Here is an 18,887-nt window from a genome sequence, read left to right on the forward strand (position 1 = left end):
ACGCTCAGCGACGGGTCGCCGTTGCAGAAGCGGTCGGGGAAGATCTGGTAGAACACCTGATCCTGCACCCAGGCCGGTGGCTGGTGCAGGCTGTTGAAGCGAAAATGTTGCTCCCGTGGCGGCATGGACGCGCTGACGCCCGCCCCGTGCAGCCACCACTGCTCCTCGTCGGTGAGGCACTTGAAGCTGTAGAGGTGGATATCCTGTCCCTTGATGAGCGGCAGTGTCGCCTGCCACACCTGCAGCCGATCGCGGGTGGAGACCGCCGTCATCGGGATCAGGTACTCCTCGTTATCCGGCTCGTGGCGTAGCCACACCTCGCGGATCGGTGCATCCAGATCGCTAAAGAGGGTCAATTGCAGTGCGTCGGCGCTCTCTTTGAACCAGGGCGCCACCTGGGGATGAAACAGAAACGGATGGGTCATGATGCTTATTGAGTCAGAAGATCGGCAAGGGCATTACCCTGTTCATGCAGTGTTTCGAGCTGGCCTGCCAGCGACTTGGGATCCAGTCCCAACTGGTCGGCGAGCGGTTTGGGGAAGCGGGCGATGATGGCCTGGGCAGGCACGCCCGCGTTCCAGGCGAAGGAGATAAACACGGCGAGGCGGATCAGCACCGCCTCCTTGCTGACCGGATCGTGGGAGAGGGGATCCAGCTGTTGGGAGATGGCATCGACGAAGGCCTCGGAGAGGTTCCAGCGCCGCGCCAGCTCGGCACCGAGCTGGGCGTAGTCGTAACCCAGCATCTCCCGCTGGGCCTCGACCCGGCTGCTCCCCTTCTGGATCGCCAGATTGATGAGCTCCGCCTCTTCCGGCAAGGTACTCTGGATCAGTAGTTCGCCGATGTTGTGGATAAGAGCACAGGTGAAGGCGGTCTCGGGGTCGAGCACCTTGGCCTCCTGGGCCAGGGTTTTGGCGATGGTGGCGACCTGGAAGGTCTCGGTCCAGAACTTGTTCTTGTCGAAGCTGGGCGGGGCCTTGAAGGTGCCGATGATGCCGGAAGCGACCACCACAGAGCGCAGTCGGTTGAAGCCGAGGCGGATCACCGCCTGTTCGATGGAGGTCACTTCGTTGCCACGGCGCAGGGCGGCCGAGTTGGCCATCTTTAGCACCTTGACGCTGATCACCTGGTCCATGGCGATCTTGGCCGCAATCTGGTCGATGCGGGCATTCTCGTCGTTGAAGCTCTGCATCAACTCGTGCAGCAGCTTGGGAATAGTGGGGAGTTGTTTGATCTTGTCAAACAGGCGATCCATCGACATGGCTGAGGCAGCCTCCGTTGCGAACTCTGCCTCATATTGTGCCACAGCCGGACAACATGTTCCTGTTTGTGATGCGGCTTTGTGAGCGCTAGAACACCCAGTCGCGCAAGGTGTATTCCAAACGGTGCCGTTTGCCCTGCAGGATCAGGTTCTGACTGGTGCCGCTCAAGGTCGCCCCCTCGGTAAGGGTGGTCAGTACAGCCTGTTCGATAGTGTCGAGCGGCGGCATGCAGGCCATTTCGGTGCTGCCCAGACTGGTGATCCACAGTTTGTCATCTTCCAGATGGCCCTGACCGAAGTAGCGGTTGCAACCGGCGATGCCGTTGACGGTGAAGTGCTCGCCGATCTCGAAATCGGGAGGATTGTCGCGGGGGGCCTTGATCGGTTCGCCATCCAGTTTGCTCAGTACCCAGTGGTGGTGTTGCAGATCTTGCTGAACAAAGGCGGTCGAGCTGCAGCCAGCGAGCAGTAACAGGGGGATCAGCAAAAAGGGCAATCTGGGCATGAGGGGGCTCCGGTTGGGGGAGCGTCAAGAATACCCTTTTTGGGCAGTCGGGAGCAGGGCGGGAGAGGGGACGACCGACCGCTTCTGTCGCCCCTTGTCCCGCACGACTGTCGCTTAATGGCAACACACGGGTGATGTTGCCATCGATTTACGCTATCTCAGGGCTCAGTTGGCGAACAGCCGCTCGGCATAACGGGCAAGACCGGCAGCCACCGAGCCGAAGTCATCGCCACCCTCAAGCGGGATGGAGGGGAGCTTCTGGCGGATAAAGCTGGCGATCAGCGGCGAGCGGGCGCTACCGCCGGTGACGAAGATGCGATCCGGCTGCACACCGGCGGCGGCAATCGCTTCGTCCATCAGCTCGCCAATCTTCTCCAGCAGCAGGGCCGAGGCGTTGGCCAGCTGTTCGCGGGTCAGTTCCGCTTCCAGCCCTTTTTCCAGCTCGGCCAGCGACTGGCGATTGAGTTCCTGCTCCGAGAGGGCGATCTTGCCCTGCTCGGCACGCCACACCAGCTGGTGGCTCAGCTTGTGGGCCCGCAGGCTGGCCAGACGACCCAGCTTGCTGCCAGGCTGGCTGTCGAGCTGCAGCTCCTGCAGTTGGCGGGCGGTGTCGAGGCTGTAGAAGCGGCTCTGGGCGCTGACGTCGTTGATGGCGGCCGCATCCCAGAACAGCGGGTGGGGCAGCGGCTTGCCGGTCTTGAGGGTCTCGTGCATGCCGAGCAGCGGCATCATCCCTTCCACCGTCAGGCGGATATCGAAGTCGTTGCCGCCGATCCGCTGGCCGCTGTGGCCGAGCAGATCGCCGCTGCGATCCAGCTGATCGCGGTAGCTCGGGCCCATCCGCAGCATGGAGCAGTCGGTGGTACCGCCGCCGATATCCACCACCAGCACCACGGCGTCTTCGGTGAGGCGCGCCTCGAATTCAAACCCGGCGGCCACCGGTTCATAGAGGAACTCTACCTGCTCGAAACCGGCCAGACGGGCCGCCTCGGTCAGGATGGCGATAGCTTGCTGGTTGCTCTCTTCCCCCGCCAGACCCTGGAAGTTGACCGGACGGCCGATCACCGCCTGGCGGATCGGGGCACCGAGCTGCTGCTCCGCCTGCTGGCGGACATGGAGCATCATGGCGCAGACGATGTCTTCAAACAGGGCGATCTGGGGGGCCTTGAGGCCATAGGCGCCGAGAAAGGATTTCGGCGATTTGATGTAGTAGCCGTCGTCCGGCTCTTCCAGATAGCGCTCCAGCGCGGCACCGCCAAAGCTCAGCTCGTCGATCAGCCCCTCTTCCCGCATCTGGCGGCGAACCGTCTGGGCGCGGGTGACCACGGGGCCACGCAGCTTGAGGTACTCCGCCTGCTGGGCGGGGGCCAGCCCTTCGGCCAGCAGACCGGCGATAGCATCCCGGTGGGGGGCATGCAGGGTGGAGGGGAGATAGCGGGATGCACCAAGATTCAGCAGCCTGGGGCTACCTTGTTCCATCACGGCCACGGCACAGTTGGAGGTGCCGTAATCAAATCCGATAAACATGGGCGCCAGACTCCTGAATAAAAAAGGGGGGCTAGCCTACCCGAAGGCGCCGGGTCTCACAACCCGGCGCGTGACGAAGAGAGGGCGAGCCCTTATTCCACTTCGTTGTCGCAGCGGCCCTGGCTCTCGATGGCGCGGATATTGCCGAGGGTGGTATCGGCGATGGCGTGCAGTGCCTCGCGGGTCAGGAACGCCTGATGGCCGGTGAACAGCACGTTGTGGCAGGCGGACAGACGGCGGAACACGTCATCGGTGATCACCTCGTTGGACTTGTCGGAGAAGAAGAGATCCTCTTCCTCTTCGTAGACATCAAGCCCCAGAGCGCCGATACGGGAGGTCTTGAGTGCCTCGATGGCGGCGTTGGAGTCGAGCAGGCCGCCACGGCTGGTGTTGATGATCATCACCCCGTCCTTCATCTTGGCAAATGCCTCCTTGTTCAACAGGTGGTAGTTCTCTTTGAACAGCGGGCAGTGCAGGCTGATGATATCGGATTGGCGGAACAGGGTATCGAGATCCACGTACTCGGCCCCCAGCTCGATGGCTGCCGGATTCTGGTAAGGATCGTTCACCAGCAGGCGAACCCCGAAGCCCTTGAGGATGCGCAGGGCGGCCAGACCGATCTTGCCGGTACCGATGACGCCAACGGTCTTGCCATGCATGTTGAAGCCGACCAGCCCTTCCAGCGAGAAGTTGGCGTCGCGGGTGCGCTGATAAGCCTTATGGATGCGGCGGTTGAGGCACATCATCATGCCGACGGCGTGTTCTGCGGTCGCCTCGGGGGAGTAGGCGGGCACTCGCACTACTTTCAGCCCCAGCTCTTTGGCAGCGGCCAGATCCACGTTGTTGTAACCGGCGCAGCGCAGGGCAATCACCTGGGTGCCGTTGGCAGCCAGTTCGGTCAATACCTCGCGGTCGGCATCGTCATTGACGAACAGACACACCACCGGGAAGCCGTGAGCCAGTCGGGCCGTTTTGGCCTCCAGCCGCACATCGAAAAACTCCAGGTCGAAGCCGTACTGGCTGTTGGCCTGGTTGAAATGCTCTTTGTCATAGCTCTTGGTACTGAATACGGCGACTTTCATGGTATGTGCTCCGCAGCGTGTGTGTCGTCAAATTACAACAAAATGGGTCAGCTATCACAGGACAAACCGGCTGGTTATTGTCCCCAGGGCATGATGGGAACGGCGCTGACTGCACTCTTGTACGAACCATCCACCAGTTTGGTGCTGTAGGTCAGGTAAACCAATGCATTGCGTTTCTTGTCGTAAAAACGCACCACTTTCTGCTCCTTGAATACCAGCGAGGTGCTGACATCGAACACCTCTTCCCCCGCCTTCAGCTTTTCGGGCAGGGTGATGGGGCCGATCTGGTGGCACGACAGGGAGGCGTGGGAGGGATCTTCCGCCAGTCCCAGCCCGCCCTTGACGCCGCCGGTCTTGGGGCGCGCCAGATAGCAGGCGACACCGTCGATGCGCGGGTCGTCGAATGCCTCCACCAGGATCTTGTGGTTGGGGCCAAACAGCTTGAAGGCGGTGCTCACTTCACCGACCGGGTCGGCCTTGTCGGCCAGTGCCGGGCCGGCAAACAGGGCCCCCAGCAGCAGGGGCAGGGCGCGGCGAAGGGCGTTATGTCGCGTGTGGTTATGTGTCATGGTCTCTCCTGTTGGCCCGGCATTCCTCAATAGGGAATGCCCAGACGACGATAGAGGCTGGCAAGCACCCAGGCGGGGCCTATCAGCAGAAATTGCAGGTCGGCGAGGAAGGAGGGGCGTTTGCCCTCGATCTTGTGGCCGACAAACTGGGCTATCCAGAGCTGCACGAACGCTGCCACCGAGGACCACAGCAGCGGCCCCTGCCACTGGTGGCAGAAGGCCAGCCCGAGCGCGGTCAGCACCGCCATCCCCGCGAACAGCGAAAACGACAGTTGCAGATAGAACAGCAGCACCGGAATGGCCGCCACTGCCGCCCAGTTGAGGGGCTCTGGCAAGGGCCCGAGCGGCAGACACCAGAGCAGCGCCAGCGAGCAGAGATAGATGCCCGGCACCGCCAGTTTGTGGATGGCGACGTTTATCGGATGGCGATGGCTCTGGCCGTACTCCACAAACCACTCCTGGATTCCCTTCATGGCACCTCCCTGGCGCACTGTGTTCTCGCGGCCTGACCCTCATGGTCAGGCGCTCGGGATGCTTATCCCTGCGGTGGATAATCCCAATATTGGGCCGGAATGGATTTTAGCAACGGGGTCATGTCCGGATTGGGCAGGGCGATGGTGACCCGCTGATCGAGGTTGGCGCTGGCCAGTGCTTCGCGGATCTTGGGGTTGTCATGGAAGAACTTCATAAAGCTGCCATCGGCATAGGCCCGCTCCAACCCGGTCTGAATCGCCTTGGCCAGCTTGGGGTATTCGGGGCTGACGAAGAAGAACTGGGCGAAGGGGTAGCGGATCAGCAGATGCTGCTCGATGGCGAGGTTGGGATACTGCGCCACCAGCTCGCTGCGCTCGGCGAAGATCTCTACCAGGGCGCGCGGGAAGAAGTCGATCTTGTCGCCGTCGTTGATAAGGCGAAACAAGCTGCTGTAGCGGCCGGAGAAGGTCGGGATGCCCGCATTTTCCAGAATTTTGTTATCGGCCCAACCGACCCCTTGCGCCGCCTTCAGCTGTTTGAGGTCGGCCAGAGTATTGATCTGGTTGAACTTCTCTTGGGCATCCGCGTGGATGAACGACAGCCGCAATCCTTCCAGTCCGCGAAACAGCGGAATGGGGACGGCAATCAGGGAGGATTCGAGTGCGCTGGAGGTACCCATCCAGAAGACGTTGATGGTCTTGCCCTTGCTCAGCTGCTGCTGAAGGGTGAACTGGTTGAGGTCGAGTTCGACAGGCTGGATGCGAAAGGGTTGTCCGGAGCGGGTCAGGGCCAGTTCCAGCAGTTTGAGCTGGTACTCCTGATCAAGATTGTTGACGGGACGGCTGGGAACCTTGACCGTCAGAACCTGTGCTTGTGCCAGCAGTGGCAGGCACAAACACAGTTTGATGAGCCATTTCACTCTCTATTCTCCTGTAGATTCCGGAAGGTGTCCGGAGTCTAACAGAACTTGTCACCATCTTGCTGCGAGGCGTTGTGCAAGGTTGAGCGCGGGCCCAGCCTTGTTGGCGTCTGTTGCACCTGAATGGTGACGGTTCTTCGAAGAATCAGGCGACGCGGCGGAACACGTGGGTATCGTTAAATTCCTTGGTGCTCTGGCATTCGACGCAGAAACGGGACTCTGGACGAGCTTGCAGCCGCTTGAGAGAGATCTCGTCACCACAAGATTCACAGTAACCGAAATCTCCATCGTTCATTCGCTTCAATGCGCCCCTCAGCTTGCGCAGGTGCAGCTTGTCGTGCTCGATGCGGTTCAGCTCCAGACGGCGGGCTTCCTCGATACTGGCACGGTCAATTTCATCGGCCATCTCGTTGGTGTCGGTGGCGATGGCCTGGCTGGCCTGGGAGTTCAGGCGCTCTTCGAGCTCGGCGATCTGCCGCTCGATCTGCCCCTTGTAAAAGGCCAGTTGGTCTTCAGTCATGAAATCACACATACGATTTACTACCAGTCAGTTTACTAACCCAATTATCCCTGTTTATGGGGGCTGTCTGCCTGCAGACCAAGCCCTTCTCGTCTGATTTGCACCGTTTTCATGCAAGAGAGTGCAAATCAGGGCGGGCCTTGTACCAAAAAAAAGCAGCCAAGCAAAGCAAATAGGACAGGGATTGTGCGCCTTTGCAAAAAAATGGCCCCTTTAGCGGCTGATCTGACGGGATCTGACATCTGGTTTTGGCCGGTTGGCACCGGCTTTGCACTGGGGAGAGGCGAGACCACGAGTGTTTAGTATTTGGTGCCGACTTGGTCATTATATGCGCCGTTATTTATAGTTTTTTAAACACCACTGCTTGACATTACCCCTGATAGCGGGCTTTTATGGTGGTGTTGATTACAATTTGATAACAAGGGTGTTCCATATATTAGACACCCTTGCCAATGGCAACCGTAGAGTCGGGGTTTAACATGGACAGTATCAAGGGCTGGATGGAGAGCAATCGCATCACGGAAGTGGAGTGTCTCTTCCCTGATTTCACCGGCAACGCCCGGGGCAAGATCATCCCAGCCAACAAGTTTTTGCGAGAAGGGGGCATGCGTCTGCCCGAGGTGATCTTCACCCAGACAGTGACCGGCGAATATCCGGATGACGACAGCATGATCGATCCGCTGGAGCGGGACATGCAGCTCTATCCTGACCCCAACACCATCCGTTTCGTCCCTTGGGCGCTGGAACCTACCGCTCAGGTTATCCATGACTGTTACGACGTCAACGGCAAGCTGATCGACATTGCACCTCGCTCCGTACTGCGTCGGGTTCTGTCATTTTACGAGGCTCAGGGCTGGAAGCCGGTGGTGGCGCCCGAGCTGGAGTTCTATCTGGTCACCCGCAACGAAGACCCCGACTATCCGCTGATGCCGCCGGTAGGGCGCAACGGCCGTCCCGAGACAGCTCGCCAGTCCTTCAGTATCGATGCGGTCAACGAGTTCGATCCCATCTTCGAAGACATGTATGACTACTGCGAAGCGCAGGAGCTGGAGGTGGATACCCTGATCCACGAGTCCGGTGCTGCCCAGATGGAGATCAACTTCCTGCACGGGGATGCCATCGATCTGGCGGATCAGGTGTTCCTTTTCAAGCGCACCATGCGTGAGGCGGCCCATCGCCACGGCATCTACGCCACCTTTATGGCCAAGCCGATGAGCAACGAGCCGGGCTCCGCCATGCACATCCACCAGAGTCTGGAGGATATGAACGGTCGAAATCTGTTCGGTACCCCGGATGGCGGCAACTCCGAACTCTTCATGCATTTCATCGCAGGTCTGCAGAAGTACACCCCGGCGGTGACAGCCCTGCTGGCTCCCAATGTCAACTCCTACCGCCGCCTCACCTTCGGTGAGAGCGCGCCACGCAACGTCCAGTGGGGTGTCGAGAACCGCACCTGTGGTCTGCGGGTACCCTTCTCCGACCCGAGTGCCCGCCGGGTGGAGAACCGCTTCGCCGGTGCCGATGCCAACCCCTATCTGGCGCTGGCCGCCACCCTGGCGTGCGGCTATCTCGGCATGATGGAGAAGCTGGAGCCCATGCAGGAGATGAAATCCAGCGCCTACGACCTGCCCTACAGTCTGCCCCGCTCGCTGGAGGAGGCGCTCAGCCATCTCGAACAGTGCGAGCCGATCAAGGAGATGTTGGGGGAGCGCTTTACACGCGCCTTTGTCGCGGTCAAACGCAAAGAGTACGAGACCTACTTCGGGGTGATCAGCCGCTGGGAGCGAGAGTTCCTGCTGCTGAACGTCTGACCCGGATGCGTGCCGGCCACGCATCGTCCGAATCGGGGAGGCAGGCTGCCTCCCCTGCCTGTAACCGGTAATACGGGATGGAGGAGTGCCTCCGCCTGCGGATGGTTGTGAGCGGAAGTTGGCTCGCCACCGCTCTGGTTGCATGGTTGATAACAGTTTTTGGCTCGAATTGAAGGATGTGAGGAGCAGGCCATGCCGCAGTCCACGCGAAAGTGGCGGTGATTGCGGGAGTGGCAGCCTTCCTGATGATTGACGAACAGAACCAGCTAAATCGAAGGAACCGAGGAGCTAACAATGCAACAGACTACCCGTGAGTGGCAGCAGCAGGATGCCAGCCACCACCTGCACCCCTTTACCGACTTTCAGGCTCTGAACAAGAAGGGCAGCCGTATCATCACCAAAGCCAGTGGCGTCTATCTGGAAGACTCCGAAGGCAAGCGCATTCTGGACGGCATGGCGGGGCTCTGGTGCGTCAACATGGGTTATGGCCGGCAGGAGCTGGTGGATGCCGCGGCCAGACAGATGGAGCAGCTCCCCTACTACAACCTCTTTTTCCAGACCGCTCACCCGCCGGTGATCGAGCTGGCCACCCTGCTGGCCGAAGTGACGCCATCCCATCTCAACCATGTCTTCTTTACCGGCTCCGGCTCCGAGTGCAACGACACCGTGCTGCGGATGGTGCGCCACTACTGGGCCAGCAAGGGGCAACCGGAAAAACAGGTGATCATCAGCCGCCACAACGCCTATCACGGCTCCACCGTGGCGGGGGCGAGTCTGGGTGGCATGAAAGGGATGCATGCCCAGGGTGGTCTGCCCATTCCCGGCATAGTGCACATCGACCAGCCCTACCACTTCGGTGAGGGGCAGGGGATGAGTGCCCACGAGTTTGGGCTGGAGAGGGCCCGTCAGCTGGAGCAGAAGATTCTGGAGCTGGGGGTGGACAAGGTGGCCGCCTTTATCGGCGAGCCGATCCAGGGGGCGGGCGGTGTCATCATTCCGCCTGACAGCTACTGGCCGGAGATCCAGCGCATCTGCGATCACTACGGCATTTTGCTGATAGCCGACGAGGTGATCTGCGGCTTTGGCCGTACCGGCCACTGGTTTGCCAGCGAAGGGTTTGGCATCAAGCCGGATCTGATGTGTCTGGCCAAGGGGATTACCTCCGGTTATCTGCCGCTCGGCGCTGTGATGGTGAGTGACCGGGTTGCCAAGGGGCTGGTGGAAGAGGGGGGCGAGTTCAACCACGGCTTCACCTACTCAGGCCATCCGGTCTCTTGCGCGGTGGCGGTGGCCAATATCCAGCTTATGCAAAAGGAGAGCATAGTTAAGCGAGTGCATGATACCATCGGCCCCTATTTGCAGCGCCGCTGGGCAGAGCTGGCTGACCACCCGCTGGTGGGTGAAACCCGTGGCCGCGGGCTGGTCGCAGCCCTGGAAATCGTCCAGGACAAGCAGACCAACCGGCGTTTCCCGGCCCATGCCAATGCCGGGATGACTTGCCGGGAATTCTGTTTTAACAATGGCTTGGTGATGAGGGCGGTAGGCGATACCATGATCATATCGCCCCCCTTGGTGATCACCGAGGAACAGGTTGATGAATTGGTCAAGCTAGCCAGGCTCAGTCTGGATCTGACGGCTGCAAAGCTGAAGGGATAGCTGCCGCCAGGCAGGTTGGCATGCGCATACAATTTGCTTAGGAGACAAGGATGATGTCTTTCAAAACGGGAGTGATCGCTGCCTCTGTGGCTCTGGTCATGGCAAGTGCCGGAGCAATGGCTGAAGAGAAGGTGTTGCACGTCTACAACTGGAGCGACTATATCGCCCCGGATACCCTGGAAAACTTCCAGAAGGAGACGGGCATCAAGGTGGTTTATGACGTGTTTGACAGCAACGAGGTACTGGAAGCCAAGTTGCTGGCTGGTAAATCCGGCTACGACATCGTGGTGCCGTCCAACCCCTTCCTGGCCAAACAGATCAGGGCTGGCGTGTTCCAGAAGCTGGACAAGTCCAAGCTCTCCAACTGGCAAAATATGGATACCGACCTGCTCAAGGCGCTCGACCCGAGCGATCCGGGCAACCAGTACTCCATCCCCTATCTGTGGGGCACCATCGGTTATGCCTACAATGCCGAGAAGGTGAAGGCCGTACTGGGGGCCGATGCGCCGCTCAACTCCTGGGATCTGGTGTTCAAGCCGGAGAACATGGCCAAGCTGAAGGAGTGCGGCGTCTCCTTCCTCGACTCGCCGACCGAAATGTTACCGGCCGCCCTGCAATATCTGGGCTTCAAACCGGATAGCCAGAAGCCGGACGAGCTGAAGAAGGCCGAGGAGCTGTTCCTCTCCATTCGTCCCTATACCGCCTATTTCCACTCCTCCAAGTACATCTCGGATCTGGCCAACGGCAACTTGTGTGTTGCTGTCGGTTACTCCATGGATTTGCAGCAGTCCAAGGCGCGGGCGGCGGAAGCCAAAAATGGCGTGGCACTTACCTACACCATTCCGAAAGAGGGGGCAGGCAGCTTCTTTGACATGATCGCCATCCCGGCGGATGCCAAGAACGTCGAGGCGGCCCACACCTTCATCAACTATCTGATGAAGCCCGACGTGATCGCCAACATCACCAATCAGGTGCAGGCGCCTAACGGCAACAAGGCTGCGACCCCGCTGGTTGACGAGGCGATCCGTACCGATCCGGGGGTTTATCCGGACTCTGCAACCTTGCAGAAGATCTACACCTTCCCGGATCTGCCGGCCAAGGTGCAGCGTCTGATGACCCGCAGCTGGACCAAGATCAAGTCCGGTAAGTAACGAATACCCCTCCCGGTCCGCAGTTCGGCCGGGAGGGTAGTGATGCCATCCATCCGGATGGGCCGCGCGAATGGATGCGCAGACGGTCAACCACTGAACAGGAGAACTGACACCGTGAATACAACCAGATTGCTAACCATAGCGCTGACCATGGGATTGGCGAATGCAGTCCAGGCAGCCCCTGTGCTCCATTTCTACAACTGGTCTGACTATATCGGCGAGACCACCCTCAGCGATTTCCAGCAGGAGACCGGGATCAAGACCGTCTATGACGTATTTGACTCCAACGAAACCCTGGAAGGCAAGTTGCTGACCGGACGGACCGGTTACGATCTGGTGGTGCCCTCAAATAATTTCCTCTCCAAGCAGATCAAGGCGGGGGCTTTCCAGAAGCTGGACAAGAGCTTGCTGCCCAATCTGGCCAACCTGGATCCCGTGCTGCTCAAGCAGCTCGAGAAGGTGGATCCGGGCCATCAGTACGCGGTGCCCTATCTGTGGGGAACCAACGGCATCGGCTACAACGTCGACAAAATCAAGGCGGTGCTGGGGGTCGACAAGATCGACTCCTGGGCGGCCATCTTCGAGCCGGAAAACATGGAGAAGCTCTCCCGTTGCGGCGTCGCCTTCCTCGACTCGGCAGACGAGATGATCCCGGCTGCCCTCAACTACCTTGGACTGAACCCCAACAGCCAGGACGCGGCCGATATCAAGCGCGCCGAGGCGCAGTTGCTCAAGGTGCGCCCCTATGTGGCCTACTTCCACTCCTCCAAATACATAGGTGATCTCGCCAACGGCGATATCTGTGTGGCAGCGGGCTTTTCCGGCGACATCTTGCAGGCGGCAGCCCGTGCCGACGAGGCCGGCAAGGGGGTGAAGATTGCCTACAGCATTCCTAAAGAGGGGGGCAATCTCTGGTTTGACATGATGGCGATCCCGTCTGATGCCACCAATGTCAAAGAGGCACATGCTCTCATCAACTATGTTCTGCAGCCCGAGGTGATCGCCAAGGTCAGCAATTATGTGGGCTATGCGAATCCCAATGCCAAGGCTGGCGAGTTCATGGATGAGACGGTGCGCAATGATGAGGGGGTTTATCCGCCTCAGGCTGTGCTGGAGCGGCTCTATGTGCAGGAGGCACATTCCCGCGCGGTACAGCGTCAAATCACCCGGAGTTGGAGCAAGATCAAGTCCGGTACCTGACCTTGGTGCCCGCTCTGGGGCGCCAAATCGCTTTTATGGATTGGCCGTGAGGCCAGTATCACGTTAGGGAGTTTGGTAATGGCGATAGCCTCCAGTGCCTACAAGAAAGCCCTTGAGGGCAGCCAGCAACGCAAAGAAGTGCTGGTAAAAATAGACAGGGTTAGCAAGCAGTTCGATGAAACCCTGGCGGTCGATAATGTTTCCCTGAATATTCATAAGGGGGAGATCTTCGCCCTGCTGGGAGGATCCGGTTCCGGTAAATCGACCTTGCTGCGGATGCTGGCCGGGTTCGAGCGCCCGACCGAAGGGCGTCTGTTCCTCGACGGGGTGGATATCACCGACATGCCCCCCTATGAACGCCCCATCAACATGATGTTCCAGTCCTACGCCCTGTTTCCCCATATGACGGTGGCACAGAATATTGCTTTCGGTCTCAAGCAGGATGGCCTGCCCAAGGCCGAGATCGACGCCCGTGTCGAAGAGATGCTCAAGCTGGTACAGATGACCCAGTATGCCCGTCGCAAGCCGCACCAGCTCTCCGGTGGCCAGCGCCAGCGGGTAGCGCTGGCCCGTTCGCTGGCGAAACGTCCCAAGTTGCTGCTGCTTGATGAGCCCATGGGGGCGCTCGACAAGAAGCTGCGCTCCAAGATGCAGCTGGAGCTGGTGGAGATCATCGAGCGGGTCGGGGTTACCTGTGTCATGGTGACCCACGATCAAGAAGAGGCCATGACCATGGCGGAGCGGATCGCCATCATGCATCACGGTTGTATTGAGCAGATCGGTAGCCCGATGGATATCTACGAAACCCCGGCCAGTCGGCTGGTGTGCGAGTTCATCGGCAACGTCAACCTGTTCGACGGCCTGCTGGTGGAGGATGAGCAGGACCACGCCATCATCGCCTGTGCCGATCTGGAGCAGCCCATCTATGTGGGCCACGGCATCAGCTCCCGTGCCGAGAACAAGAAGGTGACCTACGCCCTGCGGCCGGAGAAGCTGCTGATGAGCCTGCAAAAGCCGGCCGAAATCGAGCATCCGGACTTCAACTGGACCAAGGGCGAGGTCTATGACATCGCTTATCTGGGCGGACACTCGGTGTACCACATCCAGCTGCCCTCGGGCAAAATCGTTCAGGCTTTCATCGCCAATGCCGAACGCCACGGCAAGCGGCCAACCTGGGATGACCAGGTGTTCCTCTACTGGGAAGATGACAGCGGCGTGGTGCTGCAATCATGAAGATCTTGCAACGACTGAAGCGGGGCGGAGGGCGCCGGCTGGTGATCGGCATCCCCTTCTTCTGGCTGTTCCTCTTCTTCCTGCTGCCCTTTGTCATAGTGGTAAAGATCAGTTTTGCGGAAGCGGATGTGGCGATCCCGCCCTACACCGACGTGGTGAGCTGGGCCGACAATCAGCTCACCATCCTGCTCAATATGGGGAACTACCTGCTGCTGCAGGAGGATGAGCTCTATATCGCAGCCTATCTGGGCTCCCTCAAGATGGCCTTCGTCAGCACCCTGCTCTGCCTGTTGATTGGCTATCCGATGGCCTACTCCATCGCTCGGGCCAACAAGGAGACCCAGACCGTTCTGCTGTTGCTGATCATGATGCCGACCTGGACCGCCATTCTGATTCGGGTCTATGCGTGGATGGGGATCCTCAGTAACAACGGCCTGCTCAACAGCGTCTTGCTGGGGATCGGGCTGATTGACGAACCGCTGCAGATCCTCAATACCAACCTGGCGGTCTATATCGGCATCGTTTACTCCTATCTGCCCTTCATGGTGCTGCCACTTTACGCCAATCTGGTCAAACACGATCAGAGCCTGCTGGAGGCGGCCTCCGACCTGGGGGCCCGCAACCTGACCCGTTTCTGGCAGATCACTGTGCCGCTCTCCAAAAACGGCATTATCGCCGGCTGCATGCTGGTGTTTATTCCGGTGGTGGGGGAGTTCGTTATTCCGGAAATGCTGGGCGGCCCGGAGACCCTGATGATCGGTAAGGTGCTATGGCAGGAGTTCTTCAACAACCGCGACTGGCCGGTCGCCTCTGCACTGGCGGTGGTGATGCTGGCGGTGCTGATCATTCCGATCATCCTCTTCAACCGTAACCAGGCCAAAGAGCTGGAGGGCAAGGCATGATGAGACGTTTCGGTTTTGCCAAGCTGATGCTCTGGCTTGGGCTGCTGTTTATCTACCTGCCCATGATCATCATGGTGATCTACTCCTTCAACGCCTCCAAGCTGGTGACGGTGTGGGGCGGTTGGTCGCTCAAGTGGTACTTCGGCCTGCTCGACAACAAGCAGCTGATTGGATCCGTGTTCCGCTCGCTGGAGATCGCTTTTTACACCGCGATCGCCGCGGTGGCGCTGGGGACGGTGGCGGCATTCGTGCTGACCCGAATTCCCCACTTCCGTGGTCGAACCCTGTTCGGTGGCATGGTGACGGCACCGCTGGTGATGCCCGAGGTGATCACCGGTCTGTCGCTGCTGCTGCTGTTCGTGGCGATGGCCCAGCTGGTGGGATGGCCCGCCGAGCGGGGCATGTTGACCATCTGGATCGCGCACACTACCTTCTGTACCGCCTACGTAGCCATCGTTGTGTCGGCGCGGTTGCGGGAGCTGGATCTCTCCATAGAGGAGGCGGCCATGGATCTTGGCGCCAAGCCGTGGAAGGTGTTCTTCCTGATCACTATCCCGATGATCGCCCCCTCGCTGGCGGCTGGCGGCATGATGTCGTTTGCCCTGTCGCTGGATGATCTGGTGCTGGCGAGCTTCGTCTCCGGCCCGGGCTCCACCACCCTGCCGATGGAGGTCTTCTCGGCGGTGCGGCTCGGGGTTAAACCCGAGATCAACGCGGTGGCCAGCCTGATCCTGCTGTCGGTATCGCTCTTTACCTTCGGCAGCTGGTATCTGATGGCCAAGGCGGAGAAGCGCCGTCGCGCCGAGATCGCCATGAGCAACCAGATGCAGGCAGTCGCCTGACTCGTCAGATGATAAGATCCGCCTACTCTCGTCAATCCGGAGGATGAGTATGCGGATCTCCTTTTTCAGTGGTCGTGGCACCGAGCTGGTGCCCGGCCTCACCAGCGCCATTCACAAGCAACCGATCTCTGCACCAGTTCGCTGTACCTTTGCCGGTCTGGAAGGGGATGAGCAGTGTGACACGCGCCACCACGGTGGCCCGGATCGGGCGCTCCACTACTATCCGGCCGATCACTATCTCTGGTGGCAGACCTGGCAAACCGCGCTGGGCTTGCCTGCGCCACGTACAGCCTGGCAACCTGCCGCCTTTGGCGAGAACCTCTCCGGTCTCGGGCTGACCGAGGCGCAAGCCTGCATCGGCGATGTCTATCGGCTCGGTGAGGCGCTGATCCAGATCAGCCAGCCGAGATCCCCCTGTTTCAAGCTCAACCAGCGCTTTGGCTATGGCCAGATGTCGCAGGTGATGCAACTGAATGGCCGTTGTGGCTGGCTGCTGCGGGTGCTGGAGGAGGGGATTGTGTCGCCGGAGTCGGCCATGGAGCTGGTAGACAGACCCTATCCCGAACTGACGGTGAAGCGCACGGCGGATATCCTGTTCAATCAGGTGCGCAATGAAGCGGATCTGCTGATGTTGCTGGAGAATCTGGCCCTCTCCCCCAACTGGCGCCAGCATGCAGCCGACTGGCTGGAGCATGGCACTGTGGCTGACTGGCAGCGCCGTCTGCTGGGACCGGAGTCTTTGCGCTTACCCTGAGGCAGAGTTAGCGGAATGTCACCATCTGGCTGCATTTCGGTAAACGAGGGCTAAGGATGTTGAATAGTTGAGCAAATGGCCCTTTTTTTCTATTTAAATGCAAAAAAGGCTTGTGTCGGATCGGGGCTTTCGGTAAATTCCCGTCCCGCAGACATCGGTGTGTAGCGCAGCTTGGTAGCGCACTTCGTTCGGGACGAAGGGGTCGGAGGTTCGAATCCTCTCACACCGACCAAATTTGAAAAGGCCGCTCAATAGAGCGGCCTTTTTGCATTTATCCTTCCTGTTTTCCTAATTTTCTTTAGCTGCTGACCCTGTTTTCCTAATTTTCTTTAGCTGCTGACCCTGTTTTCCTAATTTTCTTTAGCTGCTGACCTGTTACCTAGCCAAGTGATCTGACCTGCTGTATGCAGAGTCGAAGTAAGACCACGGACATTAAAAGGGCCACCGCTCGGTGGCCCATCGGTGGAGTCTGATCCTGACTCCGGCACTCTAGATTGTGGCAATCTCGCTATGGGTCTTGTCTATGGTGCCCTCCTTGCGCGCCAGGCGCTTACTCAGATATGCCAGTGCTGATGCCGCAAAGCCTTGAAACTGTGTTGAGGCAGCAAGGCCGCGTGCTTGGGGTACTCACTAATGAAATGTTCTATTCCCTCCATCAGTTGTGCGCGTAATGAAATCACGGGCTCATGCCAAGCTTGCAGACAGAGATGGCCGGGGATCAACTGCTCCTGATAATCTTCCAGCAGCTGTTCTGGCCAGGGTTCAATACCGGAATTGCGTTGCAGCAAATAGTGGGCGGCGGGTTCACGGGCATAAATGAACTGAATTTGGGCCAGATCGCGTTGGCATAGCGTTTGACTGTTGATATGACAGGTCAAATATTTTCCCGTTTTCAGATCCAGAAAGTGACCGCGTTGCCGACAGGGAACGATGCGATACCAAGGCAGGGGTGAGGAGAGAGAATACCCCTCAAGCTCCTGTTCCAACCAGTGGCGACACTCGGGTGTCTGCACCTCGTCGAGCATGGACTCGAGCTGTGTCAACAAGGCTCTGGATGGTTTGATGGCCAGTTTCGCACTCATCGCCTGCAATCCTCCCTCTGCACACAATCCCGACTCTCAGTATGGACCTTGTTCGGCTAGAGGGGGTAAGGAATCTAATGATTAAAAGTGGATTAGCCGCGTGGTTTTTATGCACTAACTTGGTTCAACCCACCAGATAGGTACCGGTGCCGAAGGCGATGTGGGTGCCCTCTTCGTTGTGCAGCTCCATCCGGGCGACGGCCACCTTGCTGCCAGCCCGGATGATGTGGGCGGTGGCGATAAACTCGTTGCCGCGCCCTGGGCGCAGGTAATCCACCCGCAGATCTATGGTGCCGAGGCGGGCGAAGCGCTCCTTGAGATAGCTGGGGGAGAACTCCTCCAGCTCGTCGATGCAGGAGGCGGCGACTATCATACCGCCTGCCACATCCAGCAGCGTGGCGGTGACGCCGCCATGCAGGATGTTGTGGAAAGGGTTGCCGATCAGCTTCTCATCCATCTTGATGCGCAGCTCCACCTTGTCGAAGTCGTAGTGGGTCACCTGCATGCCAATCAGCTTGTTGAAGGGCATCTTCTCGGCAAACAGGTTGGCAATGCCACTGAGCGCCATCTTCTTGAGCATCTGTTTCATTCTCTGATCCCAATCCTTGTCATCAAAGCCGAGTAAAAACTCCAGCCAGTCTGCAACAGTTCATTAACAGTCGCAATGGCAGGTTTATTGTGGGCGGCGGCTGCTTTAGAATGGCGACCCCAAAGGAGAGCCCATGACCGCGATTGCCGAAACCCTGCCAGATCCTCAGCCAGAGAGTCCGCTTGCCCTGCTGCAGGCAGTCTTCGGCTATCAGCAGTTTCGGCCGGGTCAGCTCGAGATCATCGAGCAGATCGTCGCGGGGCGCGATGCGCTGGTGCTCAAGCCCACCGGTGGCGGCAAGTCGCTCTGCTACCAGATCCCGGCACTGCTGCGGCCCGGGCTCGGTGTGGTGGTCTCTCCCCTTATTTCGCTGATGAAGGATCAGGTCGACAGCCTGCGCGCCAACGGCGTAGCGGCGGTCTACATCAACTCGGCCCTCAGTCGGGAGGAGATGATCCAGAACTTCGCCGCCATGCGCCGCGGCGAGATCAAGTTGGTCTATGTCTCCCCCGAGCGCTTGCTGCAGCACGAGTTTATGGATCGGCTGGCCGAGCTGCCGCTCGGGCTGTTCGCCATCGACGAGGCGCACTGTGTCTCCCAGTGGGGCCACGATTTCCGGCCTGAGTATGCGGCACTGGGGCGACTCAAGCAGTGGTTCCCGCAGGTGCCGGTGGTGGCTCTGACCGCCACCGCCGACGAGGCGACCCGCAGCGACATGCTGCACCGCCTAGAGCTGAACGATCCCTTCATCCACACCGCCAGCTTCGATCGTCCCAATATCCGCTACAGCCTGGTGGAGAAGTTCAAGGC

The 18,887-nt window shown here is 59.3% G+C and carries 19 protein-coding genes, 1 tRNA gene and 1 pseudogene; 10 read left to right on the forward strand and 11 right to left on the reverse strand.

What is annotated here, in order from left to right; genetic code table 11:
* From G5358_RS14845 to G5358_RS14885, 9 genes and pseudogenes are all read right to left on the reverse strand, one after another.
* Window positions 1–425, reverse strand: a pseudogene (locus tag G5358_RS14845) (maltodextrin glucosidase); the annotation flags it as partial.
* A 5-nt stretch (window positions 426–430) separates the two neighbouring features.
* Window positions 431–1,261: an HDOD domain-containing protein gene (locus G5358_RS14850; protein WP_227341605.1), complete on the reverse strand. Its 831-nt coding sequence runs from the start codon at window positions 1,259–1,261 to the stop codon at window positions 431–433.
* Between the two features lie 88 nt (window positions 1,262–1,349).
* Window positions 1,350–1,766: an META domain-containing protein gene (locus G5358_RS14855; protein ID WP_227341604.1), complete on the reverse strand. Its 417-nt coding sequence runs from the start codon at window positions 1,764–1,766 to the stop codon at window positions 1,350–1,352.
* 165 nt (window positions 1,767–1,931) lie between these two features.
* Window positions 1,932–3,293 (reverse strand): molecular chaperone, encoded by a 1,362-nt coding sequence (gene yegD / locus G5358_RS14860; RefSeq protein WP_227341603.1) that lies wholly within the window; start codon window positions 3,291–3,293, stop codon window positions 1,932–1,934.
* Between the two features lie 92 nt (window positions 3,294–3,385).
* Window positions 3,386–4,375 (reverse strand): 2-hydroxyacid dehydrogenase, encoded by a 990-nt coding sequence (locus G5358_RS14865; RefSeq protein WP_005340720.1) that lies wholly within the window; start codon window positions 4,373–4,375, stop codon window positions 3,386–3,388.
* Between the two features lie 74 nt (window positions 4,376–4,449).
* Window positions 4,450–4,944 carry a CreA family protein gene (locus G5358_RS14870; protein ID WP_005355485.1) on the reverse strand — a complete coding sequence of 165 codons (495 nt, stop codon included), beginning with the start codon at window positions 4,942–4,944 and terminating at the stop codon, window positions 4,450–4,452.
* Between the two features lie 26 nt (window positions 4,945–4,970).
* Complete coding sequence (locus G5358_RS14875; protein WP_421249879.1) at window positions 4,971–5,417, reverse strand: DUF962 domain-containing protein; 447 nt, start codon at window positions 5,415–5,417, stop codon at window positions 4,971–4,973.
* A gap of 62 nt (window positions 5,418–5,479) precedes the next feature.
* Window positions 5,480–6,337: a hypothetical protein gene (locus tag G5358_RS14880; protein WP_216952649.1), complete on the reverse strand. Its 858-nt coding sequence runs from the start codon at window positions 6,335–6,337 to the stop codon at window positions 5,480–5,482.
* Window positions 6,338–6,482: 145 nt separating this feature from the next.
* Window positions 6,483–6,869, reverse strand: coding sequence for a TraR/DksA family transcriptional regulator (locus tag G5358_RS14885; protein ID WP_216952650.1), 387 nt, complete (start codon window positions 6,867–6,869; stop codon window positions 6,483–6,485).
* A 467-nt stretch (window positions 6,870–7,336) separates the two neighbouring features.
* Here G5358_RS14885 and G5358_RS14890 point away from each other — a divergent pair, with 467 nt between their 5' ends.
* From G5358_RS14890 to G5358_RS14930, 9 genes are all read left to right on the forward strand, one after another.
* On the forward strand, window positions 7,337–8,668 hold the full coding sequence (locus G5358_RS14890) for a glutamine synthetase family protein (protein WP_005342613.1): 1,332 nt from the start codon (window positions 7,337–7,339) through the stop codon (window positions 8,666–8,668).
* 294 nt (window positions 8,669–8,962) lie between these two features.
* A complete protein-coding gene (locus tag G5358_RS14895) occupies window positions 8,963–10,324 on the forward strand; it encodes an aspartate aminotransferase family protein (protein ID WP_216952651.1) in 1,362 nt (453 codons plus the stop codon).
* 53 nt (window positions 10,325–10,377) lie between these two features.
* Entirely contained in the window at window positions 10,378–11,475 is a 1,098-nt protein-coding gene (locus G5358_RS14900) for an extracellular solute-binding protein (protein WP_201937706.1), read from the forward strand.
* A gap of 114 nt (window positions 11,476–11,589) precedes the next feature.
* Complete coding sequence (locus tag G5358_RS14905; RefSeq protein WP_201937656.1) at window positions 11,590–12,675, forward strand: polyamine ABC transporter substrate-binding protein; 1,086 nt, start codon at window positions 11,590–11,592, stop codon at window positions 12,673–12,675.
* 78 nt (window positions 12,676–12,753) lie between these two features.
* Window positions 12,754–13,908, forward strand: coding sequence for a polyamine ABC transporter ATP-binding protein (gene potA, locus G5358_RS14910; protein WP_216952652.1), 1,155 nt, complete (start codon window positions 12,754–12,756; stop codon window positions 13,906–13,908).
* Window positions 13,905–14,810, forward strand: coding sequence for an ABC transporter permease subunit (locus G5358_RS14915; protein WP_216952653.1), 906 nt, complete (start codon window positions 13,905–13,907; stop codon window positions 14,808–14,810). Before potA ends, G5358_RS14915 begins: the two co-directional genes overlap by 4 nt.
* Window positions 14,807–15,652: an ABC transporter permease subunit gene (locus G5358_RS14920; protein WP_374995764.1), complete on the forward strand. Its 846-nt coding sequence runs from the start codon at window positions 14,807–14,809 to the stop codon at window positions 15,650–15,652. Before G5358_RS14915 ends, G5358_RS14920 begins: the two co-directional genes overlap by 4 nt.
* 49 nt (window positions 15,653–15,701) lie before the next feature.
* Window positions 15,702–16,406 carry an MOSC domain-containing protein gene (locus tag G5358_RS14925; RefSeq protein WP_216952654.1) on the forward strand — a complete coding sequence of 235 codons (705 nt, stop codon included), beginning with the start codon at window positions 15,702–15,704 and terminating at the stop codon, window positions 16,404–16,406.
* Window positions 16,407–16,561: 155 nt separating this feature from the next.
* Window positions 16,562–16,638: transfer RNA gene (locus G5358_RS14930), tRNA-Pro, on the forward strand.
* Between the two features lie 322 nt (window positions 16,639–16,960).
* On the opposite strand, the gene G5358_RS14935 is transcribed toward G5358_RS14930, so the two are convergent.
* Together G5358_RS14935 and G5358_RS14940 are read right to left on the reverse strand one after the other, a co-directional pair.
* Window positions 16,961–17,488 carry a hypothetical protein gene (locus G5358_RS14935; RefSeq protein ID WP_005356927.1) on the reverse strand — a complete coding sequence of 176 codons (528 nt, stop codon included), beginning with the start codon at window positions 17,486–17,488 and terminating at the stop codon, window positions 16,961–16,963.
* A gap of 124 nt (window positions 17,489–17,612) precedes the next feature.
* Complete coding sequence (locus G5358_RS14940; RefSeq protein ID WP_005355465.1) at window positions 17,613–18,077, reverse strand: thioesterase family protein; 465 nt, start codon at window positions 18,075–18,077, stop codon at window positions 17,613–17,615.
* A 133-nt stretch (window positions 18,078–18,210) separates the two neighbouring features.
* Here G5358_RS14940 and G5358_RS14945 point away from each other — a divergent pair.
* A partial coding sequence (locus tag G5358_RS14945; RefSeq protein WP_421324359.1) for a RecQ family ATP-dependent DNA helicase occupies window positions 18,211–18,887 on the forward strand: 677 nt, incomplete at its 3' end.

It is taken from the genome of Aeromonas sp. 604176, assembly GCF_049170755.1.
GTDB lineage: Bacteria > Pseudomonadota > Gammaproteobacteria > Enterobacterales > Aeromonadaceae > Aeromonas > Aeromonas veronii_A.